The following is a 7,740-nucleotide window of genomic DNA, read 5'->3' as shown; positions in this document are numbered from 1 at the left end:
GGCGGGAGGGTTCCGGACGTTCTCGCGCCGGGACCTCCCGCCCGCCCGCTGGCTGAGTCCGGAGTTCCCCGAATGTGGTCCGGCGTCGATTGCGGCGGCGAACCAGCCTTCAAACCGCTGAAGCCGGGCATGGTCTTGCTCGCTGCCGTCGGGATACGGGCCGCCGCCGATCTGTTGGCACCAGCGAGATCCAAAGGACAGGCCGTAGGCACGGGTGCTCAGCGTCGTTCAGCAAGATCAGCGTGCCCTCGGCGGGTCGGCGGGTCGGCGGTCGGCGGGTCAGTGAGTCAGCGTGTCCGGGGGTTCTCGGCACAGCGCACGCACACGCTCGTCGCCGGGCGGATCTCGAGACGTTCGGCCGGGATCGGCGCCCCGCACACCTCGCACCGTCCGTACTCGCCCGCCGCAAGGCGCTCCAGCGCGCGATCGAAGTCGGCCACATGCTCTCGTGCCGCGTCGAGCAGCGAGGCGACGTGCGCGCGCTCGAAGGCGGTGCTCGATCCCTCCGGATCGTGCTCGTCATCGGTCGCGACCAGTGCGTTCGCCTCTACCAGCCCGTCGAACTCGCTACTCAGCGCGGCGACCTGCGCCACCGTGCGCGCTCGCGCCTCGACGAGCCGCGCCTGAAGTTCGGACGAATCACCCATGAAACCAACAGCGCCCCAGCGCCTGCGCAGATTCCCGCCTGCGCAGATTCCCGCCTGCGCAGATTCCCGCCCGTGGGCTCGTCGGCGCATCAGCTCGATCAAGCTGAACCGCGTTTGATCGATCAGATCCCGGTCACCGAATCATGATGACTAAGGTGATGGAGAACGAACCGGAGATAGACGACGTCGCCTCGCCGAGCGAGCAGCAGCTCATCGAGGTGCGGCGGGCCGCGGAGGCGGGCCGGGAGCCCGGGGACGCCTTCGACGCCGCGTACGCGAAGCAGAGCGGCCGCTCCCAGGGCACGGCGGACGCTGTCGAGGGGGCCGTGGAAAGCGCGGCTGCGGCGGCGATCGAGGCGCTGGAAGCCGGCCACGGCGCCCATCATCCGCGCTGAGCGCGTCGGCGTTCCCGTGATCGGAGCGCCGTCCGTCCGCGGTCTGGTTCAGCTACCTCTCCCACATGGCGCATGAGTGGGGGCCGTCCGGGCACACGGGGCGCGTCCGAGATCGGTACGGCTACGGGAAAGGGGCGCCGTGATGAGCGACGCGAAGAAAATCAGCGGCAAGGCCGAGAAGGCCAAGGGCAAGGTCAAGGAAGCGGCCGGCAAGGTGACCGGCGACCGCGTCACGAAGGCGGAGGGGCGCGGGGACCAGGCCAAGGGCGACGCCAAGCAGGCCAAGGAAAAGCTCAAGGACGCCGCGAAGGACCTCAAGGACAAGGCATAATCTCTCCTCAATCGGACGTACGTGGACGTCGCCTCGTGAACCGTCGCCGTTGTCGCGGCGGGGCGGGCGGCGTCCACGTCTCTGGCTCAGAGGGACGCGAGGCGCGGATGGCGAAGTGCACGCTCGGATGACGGCCCCGCCCCGCGGCATCCGGGGGCTCGGACCGCGGCTGGCGCTGGCGGTGCTGGTCGCCCTGCCTGCGGCCGTTGCGGTAGGGCTGCTCGTGCTGGCTGTCGAGAGTTCCTGGGCACCGATGCGCGAGCTGGACCAGTCGATCGCGGACGCGCTGCATCGTCAGGCGCTCGGCCATCCGGCCTGGGTGCGGGCGATGAAGCTGGTCTCCGCGGTGGGATCGCCGACGGTGATGCGGGTCGGAATCGGCGCTCTGGCGGTCGTGCTCTGGCTCCGGGGGGCGCGGCGGCTCGCACTGTGGGCGGCGGTGACGATGGCCGGCGGCGCACTGATCGACGTGGTGCTCAAGGCGGCGGTCGGTCGGGCTCGGCCGGTGTTCGCGCATCCGGTGGCCACAGCTCCGGGGGGCTCGTTTCCGTCCGGCCACGCGTTCACGGCGACTCTCGCCAGCGGCGTGGCGCTGCTGACGGTGTTGCCCTTGCTCGGCCGGCGAGGCCGGGTCGCGGCTTGGTCGGTGGCGGTCTTGGTTCCGCTCGTGGTCGGCTACAGCCGGCTCGCGCTCGGCGTGCACTGGACGAGCGATGTGGTGGGCGGCTGGCTGCTCGGGGTGGGGCTGCTCGCCGGTACGACGGCCGCGTTCGAGACGTGGCGCCGCGAACGGCGGCCGGCTCCGGTGCATCCGGCGATCGAGGGCGCGGCGCCGGAGGAGACCGAGCGGGCGGTCGGGCACGGCGACGGCGAGTCGACGGCGGCGGAGTAAGCAGGCTGCGCATGATCCGGGCGGTGCGGGGCACCTGTGACCATGCGGGATACGCTGCCTGACATACGGACGACAAGGCCGCCTGACACAAGGGCGACACGGCTCTGCTGCAGGTTCGTGCTCTGGTTCTGTGCTCTGACCTGTGTCATGGTTCTGAGCGGTCTGCTGGTCACGCGGGTGCTGGATCACACCTCGCCGCTGTCGGCGGAGGACGGCATCGACCGTCTGCTCGCCGCGCACCGCACAGGTTGGGCCGACGACCTCAGCAGCGAATTGAGCACGATCGGGAACACGGTCGGAGCCGCGACGGCGGCCCTCGTCGCGATCCTGCTGGCGCGCTGGATCTGCGGCCGGTGGCGTGAGCCGCTGTACTTCGCGTTCGCCGCAGTGCTCGAAGTCGCCGTCTTCCTGGTGACCACGCTCGTAGTGCACCGGCCGCGTCCCGGGGTGCCTGAACTGGACCACTCGCCGCCCACGTCGTCATTCCCCTCCGGGCATACGGCCGCCGCCCTCGCGCTCTACGGCGCCGCCGCGCTGCTCATCTTCCGGCGCACTCGCCGTCGTCTGCCTTGGCTGCTCCTGCTGGTGCCGGCCGCGATCGGCGTCGCGCGCCTCTACCGCGGGATGCATCACCCGAGCGACGTGGTGGCCGGGGCGCTGCTCGGCGCGTTGTGCGTGGCGGCGGCGTGGCACAGCGTCCTGCGCCGGCCTGTGCTCAGCGAGGTGCCGGAACCGTGAGTACCGCTACGAAAGTCCCCCAGACCCGCGACATGTCGGGCGGCGACCTGTCCGCCGACGACGCCTGGGCCACCCTGCGCCGCCACGGCATACGGGCTCTGCTTCGCGACGCGTTCCTGCGCTTCCGGTACGCCGACGGCTTCAGCCATTCCCGCGCCCTCGCGCTGCAGATCTGCCTCGCCGTCGTGCCACTGGTCATCGCGCTCTTCGGAATCTCGACCATCGTGCACCACGAGGCGCCCGGCCGGGTGCTCGCCGCCACCATCTTGCAGCTCACGCCGAAGGACGGGCGCCCCGTGGTCAGCGAGGCGCTGGCCGGAGCCCAGGCGGACGCGAGCGCCGGCGAGGGATTGGCGCTGTGGCTCGGACTCACTTTCGCGCTCGTGTCCACGGCGACGGGGATGGGGCAGATCGAGCGCGGCGCCAACCGGATCTACGGGGTCGAACGTGACCGGCCCTTTCCGCGCAAGTACGGCACGGCCGTCATGCTGACGCTGCTCGCGGGCGTGCCGATGGCGGCCGGGATGGTCGTCACCGTGGCAGGCGGAGCCGTCGGCGTCGCCCTCGGGCAGGTCTATCACTGGCCGGCGGCCGCCCACACGGCCTGGGAGGCCGCGCGCTGGCCGGTGGCCGTCGTACTCGCGCTGCTGTCGATCAGCTTCGTGTTCCGCCGCAGCCCGCGCCGGCGTCAGCCCGGCATGAGCTGGCTGGCGTTCGGCGCCGGGATCGCTCTCGTGCTGTGGACGGCGTTGAGCGGATTGCTCGCCTGGTACGTGAGGGGGAGTGCGACGTTCGGAGCAACCTACGGTCCGCTGACCGCGGTCATGGCCCTGCTGGTGTGGGCCTATCTCAGCGCCGTGGCGCTGTTCCTCGGGCTCGCGGCGGCGGCGCAGCTGGAAGCGGCCCGGGTGGGAGGCCTGCCGCCCGCGCGGGCCGACCCGGGAACGTAGTTTGACGGCAACGCGATCGGTTATCTGACATTGATATTGCTAGCGGTATACGAGGAGTCCGAGGTGGAGCGGTCAGATCGGATGGAGCGTTCGGGTCGGTCGGCGCCGGCCCGGCCGGGTGCGGCGAGGCTCGGCGTCCTGCGCGGCGAACATCGCAGGTCCAGGGCCCGCATGGCGGAGGTCGAAGCCCGGGACTGGCAGCGCGACGGCGCCTGCCGCCGGGCCGACGGCTCGCTGTTCTTCAGCCCGGGGAAGGATGAGGCGCCCGAGCAGCGCAAGCAGCGGATCAAGGCGGCGAAGGAGATCTGCGCGCAGTGCCCGGTCTGGCAGCGCTGCCGCCGCTATGCGCTCGAGAACGCGGAGGAGTTCGGCGTCTGGGGCGGCCTGACCGAATACGAACGCAAGAAGCTGATCGGGCCCCCGCGCCGTCGGTGAGCGTCGAGCGCAGGACGGCCGTCGCCGCGCGCGACGTCCGCCGCGGACGGCCGGCGCCGCTCCGGCCGCCACAGCGTATGGTTGGTCCTGGTGGAAAGGGCTGAGCAGGCGGTTTCGCGAGGAGGGGAACCCGCCGGCCGCGTGGGCGAACAGTGACGGAGTGACCATGGGCGACGACGGCGTGCCTCGGCCTTCGCACCTGCCCGGAGCCCTGGTCCGCGACCTGCGGCTCGTCATGGAGGAGCTGGAGTCGGTCCTCGGGCGCGCGGACGAGAGCGGCGCGTCGGGCATCGCGGTCTCCGCCTCGCAGCTCCGCGTCCTGCTCGCCCTGGAGCGCACGTCGGGCCTCAACCTGCGCGAGCTGGGCGAGGCGGTCGGCTCGGCGCCGTCCGCGCTCAGCCGGCTGTGCGCCCGGCTGGAGGCCATGGGCTTCGTCCAGCGGCTGCCCAGTGCGCAGAGCGGCCGGGAGATCGAGCTCCAGCTCACGCCGCACGCCTCCGCCTACCTGCGGGAGTTTCGCGCACGACGCGAGAAGGCTTTGGCACTGGTGCTCGAATCGGTGTCCCCGGCGGGAATCAAGGCTTTGGGCGCCGGGCTGTCGGCCCTGCACGTGGCCCTTGCCGCCCATGCCGAGGCCCGCGTGCCCGGCGCAGACGGGAATTGGGCGCCGCGCTCAGCGTGAACCAGGGGTCGACCGGCCGCCGCGCCAGTCGACGCAGACGACGGCCGCGTCATCCAGTTGCGTGCCGCCATGGTGCCCGGCGAGTTCTCGGAGCATCGCCGCGGGAATCTGCGCGGCCCGCAGCAGGCGGGTGGCCCGGATCGTGCGTTCGAGAAGGCGGTCCCCGAACAGTTCCCCGGTCGGCGAGGCCGCCGCGTAGAGACCGTCGCTGGCGATGAGCAACCGGTCTCCGGGCGACGTGCGCATCTGCTCGCTCCGGTAGGCGGTGTCGCCGAAAAGGCCCAGCGGCATCTGCGCCTCCGGTTGCAGCGGATCGACCTTGCCGTCGCGCAGGCGCCATAGGCGCGGCGAGCCCGCGTCCACGAGTTCGGTTTCGCCGGTGGCCAGATCGAAGCGCATCAGGAGCACCGAGACGTGCAGTTCGCCGCGGTAGTGCGCGAAGACGGCCTCGTCGGCGAGCGCGGCTTGATCGGCCAACTCCACTTCCGCGCGCCGCGCGTTGCGTAGTGCGCTGACGACGAGATTCGTCAGCAGCGCGGCCTCCACCCCCTGGCCCATGCCGTTGACGACCGCGACCGTGAGGTGGGTCTCGGACACGGACCAGTCGAATCCGTCGCCGTAGATCGCATACGCCGGTTCCAGGTGGGCGCCGAGCGAGAATTCGGCCCGCACGCAGGAGCTGCCGGGCAGCAGCAGCCACTGCATCTCCGCGGCCAGCGTCAGCCGCGCCGCCCGCCGCTCGACCTCGTACCGATCGGTCTCGCGGGCCGCCAGGATGATCTCCCGTGCGACGATGCCGCCGATCTGCCGAAGCTCGTCGAGCATCTGCTCCCGGTACGCCTCCGCGGGGACGGTCACGGACAGCACGCCGAGCCGATCACCGCGGGTCTCCACCGGCAGATGCACCTCGACCGTCTCGGCGCCGTCGCCCACCACCACGGGCTCTTGCGCATCGAACGTCCGCCCTTGGGCCGTTCCGGCGACGGGGACGGGTCGCGCCGAGGGCTCGCGGTGCGCGGATTGCAGGGAATGCATCGCGTAGTCCACGAGCCGGAGCTCCACGTCGCGGGCCCCGAACTGCTCGCGGAGGGCCGACCTCAGGGCCCCGTCGAGCTGCTCGGGATCGACGGCACCGAGGGCGCGGCTCACGCCGAGAACGCGCTGTGACTCCATATAGCCCCTTCACACTCACCGATTGCCGAGGTGAAGCCGATGCCCCGGTCGCGCCGCCCGAAACGGCGGCGGCCGATCATCGCGCGGCGGGCGCGATCGGGTCCGGTCAGCCCTCGGCGCGCGGGGCGATCTCGATGCCGATCAGGCAGGTGTCGTCGTCGGTGTCGGACTTGCTGGACTCGAGCAGCCGGTCCACCAGCTCGGTGAGGCTGGCCGCCGGGGCCTCGGCGTTGGCCAGCAGGTTCGCCAGTGACTCCTGCAGGGCGGTGTCGCGCCGCTCGACCAGGCCGTCGGTGTACAGGAGCAGCGTGTCGCCGGCTTCGAGCTGCACCTCGGTCTCCACGTAGTCGTTCGCGGGCAGGGCGCCGAGCAGCATGCCCTTGATCAGCGGCAGCGTCCGCGTCTCCCGCGAGCTCACCACGGCCGGGGGAAGGTGCCCCGCGCGCGCCCAGCGCAGCAGGCCGGTCGCCGGGTCGTAGAGGGCGCAGACGGCGGTGGCGGTGAGGTGGTCGGTCAGGTGGAACGCGACGCTGTTGAGCCAGCTCAGCAGCTGGCCCGGCCCGGCCCCGGTCATCGCCAGGCCGCGCAGGGCGTTGCGCAGCACGACCATCCCGGTGGCCGCGTCGATCCCGTGTCCGGCGACGTCGCCCACGCACAGCAGGACCAGCCCGGACGGCAGGACCACGGCGTCGTACCAGTCGCCGCCCACCTGCGATTCGGACTCCGCCGGGCGGTAGCGCACGGCGATCTGCAGCCCGGGCGTCTGGATCGGGTCGAGCGCCGGGGGCATGATCGCGTGCTGCAGTTGCAGGGCGAGCCGGTTGCGTTCGGCGGCCTCCTGCTCGGTGTGGGCGAGCTGGTCCCGCGTCGCGGCCAGCGCCACCTCGGTCCAGTGCTGCGAGGAGATGTCCTGGTAGGCGCCGCGCACGGCGAGCAGGCGCGCGTCCGAGTCCAGGACGGGGTCGGCGACGATGCGGATGTGCCGGGCGACCCCGTCGGCGCGCTGAAGGCGGAAGGCGATCGTCGCCGGCCGCAGGTGGTCGAGCACGGTGCGCAGGAACCGGTCGATGGCGAGGGCGTCGTCCGGGTGGGCGTGCGCGGCCAGGTCCCGCAGCGAGCTCGGCGCCTCGGCCTCCGGCCGTCCGTAGAGGGCGAAGACCTGGCTGCTCCAGGTGATCTCGCCGGTCTCCAGGTTCTCCTCGAAGCCGCCGATGCGGCCGAGCCGCTGCGCGTGCTGGAGGAGGCTGGCCAGGCGCGCGGTCTCGTCCTCGATCCGCCAGATCATCAGCAGCGCACCGCCGACGCGGCTGATGCTGACGTCGGCCACGACGCGCAGCGGGATCTCGTCGACGAGCGTGGTCATCGCCAGGCGCTGCACCCGCACTGGCTCCCCGGTCGCGTAGGTGCGCTCGAGATGGTCGGACAGGGCGCTGGCGCCGACCGCCATGGGATACGTCTCGAGCAGCAGGGCGCCGTCGAGCGCGCTACGCGGCCGGC

The 7,740-nt window shown here is 72.0% G+C and carries 11 protein-coding genes; 8 read left to right on the top strand and 3 right to left on the bottom strand.

Translation table 11 applies throughout. From position 1 onward, the window contains the following. Positions 1-287: 287 nt before the first annotated feature. Entirely contained in the window at positions 288-647 is a 360-nt protein-coding gene (locus KDK95_RS33175; protein WP_372463424.1) for a TraR/DksA family transcriptional regulator, read from the bottom strand. A gap of 155 nt (positions 648-802) precedes the next feature. On the opposite strand from KDK95_RS33175, the gene KDK95_RS33170 reads away from it, so the two are divergent. The 7 genes from KDK95_RS33170 to KDK95_RS33140 all read left to right on the top strand — a co-directional run bounded on the left by KDK95_RS33170 (position 803) and on the right by KDK95_RS33140 (position 5,070). Further along, positions 803-1,042: a hypothetical protein gene (locus KDK95_RS33170; protein WP_212522321.1), complete on the top strand. Its 240-nt coding sequence runs from the start codon at positions 803-805 to the stop codon at positions 1,040-1,042. A gap of 142 nt (positions 1,043-1,184) precedes the next feature. Next, positions 1,185-1,373 (top strand): CsbD family protein, encoded by a 189-nt coding sequence (locus tag KDK95_RS33165; protein ID WP_212522320.1) that lies wholly within the window; start codon positions 1,185-1,187, stop codon positions 1,371-1,373. A 181-nt stretch (positions 1,374-1,554) separates the two neighbouring features. After that, positions 1,555-2,265: a phosphatase PAP2 family protein gene (locus KDK95_RS33160; protein ID WP_212522319.1), complete on the top strand. Its 711-nt coding sequence runs from the start codon at positions 1,555-1,557 to the stop codon at positions 2,263-2,265. Between the two features lie 147 nt (positions 2,266-2,412). Then, on the top strand, positions 2,413-3,003 hold the full coding sequence (locus KDK95_RS33155) for a phosphatase PAP2 family protein (protein ID WP_212522318.1): 591 nt from the start codon (positions 2,413-2,415) through the stop codon (positions 3,001-3,003). Beyond that, positions 3,000-3,953, top strand: coding sequence for a YihY/virulence factor BrkB family protein (locus KDK95_RS33150; protein WP_307844872.1), 954 nt, complete (start codon positions 3,000-3,002; stop codon positions 3,951-3,953). The genes KDK95_RS33155 and KDK95_RS33150 overlap by 4 nt, the downstream gene beginning before the upstream one ends. Before the next feature lie 171 nt (positions 3,954-4,124). Continuing rightward, positions 4,125-4,388 carry a WhiB family transcriptional regulator gene (locus KDK95_RS33145; RefSeq protein WP_212522317.1) on the top strand — a complete coding sequence of 88 codons (264 nt, stop codon included), beginning with the start codon at positions 4,125-4,127 and terminating at the stop codon, positions 4,386-4,388. 166 nt (positions 4,389-4,554) lie between these two features. Then, on the top strand, positions 4,555-5,070 hold the full coding sequence (locus KDK95_RS33140; RefSeq protein WP_212522316.1) for a MarR family winged helix-turn-helix transcriptional regulator: 516 nt from the start codon (positions 4,555-4,557) through the stop codon (positions 5,068-5,070). Here KDK95_RS33140 and KDK95_RS33135 read toward each other — a convergent pair. Next, the gene (locus KDK95_RS33135; protein WP_212522315.1) at positions 5,062-6,105 is read right to left on the bottom strand and encodes a PP2C family protein-serine/threonine phosphatase; all 1,044 of its coding nucleotides are present in this window, start codon (positions 6,103-6,105) and stop codon (positions 5,062-5,064) included. The two genes, KDK95_RS33140 and KDK95_RS33135, sit on opposite strands and share 9 nt — an antisense overlap. Here KDK95_RS33135 and KDK95_RS33130 point away from each other — a divergent pair. Beyond that, positions 6,100-6,237, top strand: coding sequence for a hypothetical protein (locus tag KDK95_RS33130; protein WP_212522314.1), 138 nt, complete (start codon positions 6,100-6,102; stop codon positions 6,235-6,237). The genes KDK95_RS33135 and KDK95_RS33130 overlap by 6 nt on opposite strands. 112 nt (positions 6,238-6,349) lie before the next feature. Here the strand turns inward: KDK95_RS33130 and KDK95_RS33125 are convergent. Then, positions 6,350-7,740 (bottom strand): PP2C family protein-serine/threonine phosphatase (locus KDK95_RS33125; RefSeq protein WP_212522313.1); only part of this gene is annotated, 1,391 nt, incomplete at its 5' end.

The sequence above is a fragment of the Actinospica acidithermotolerans genome (assembly GCF_018139625.1).
Taxonomy (GTDB): domain Bacteria; phylum Actinomycetota; class Actinomycetes; order Streptomycetales; family Catenulisporaceae; genus Actinospica; species Actinospica acidithermotolerans.
The sequence above is the reverse complement of the archived record's forward strand: the minus strand, read 5'-3'. Positions and strand labels throughout refer to the sequence as shown.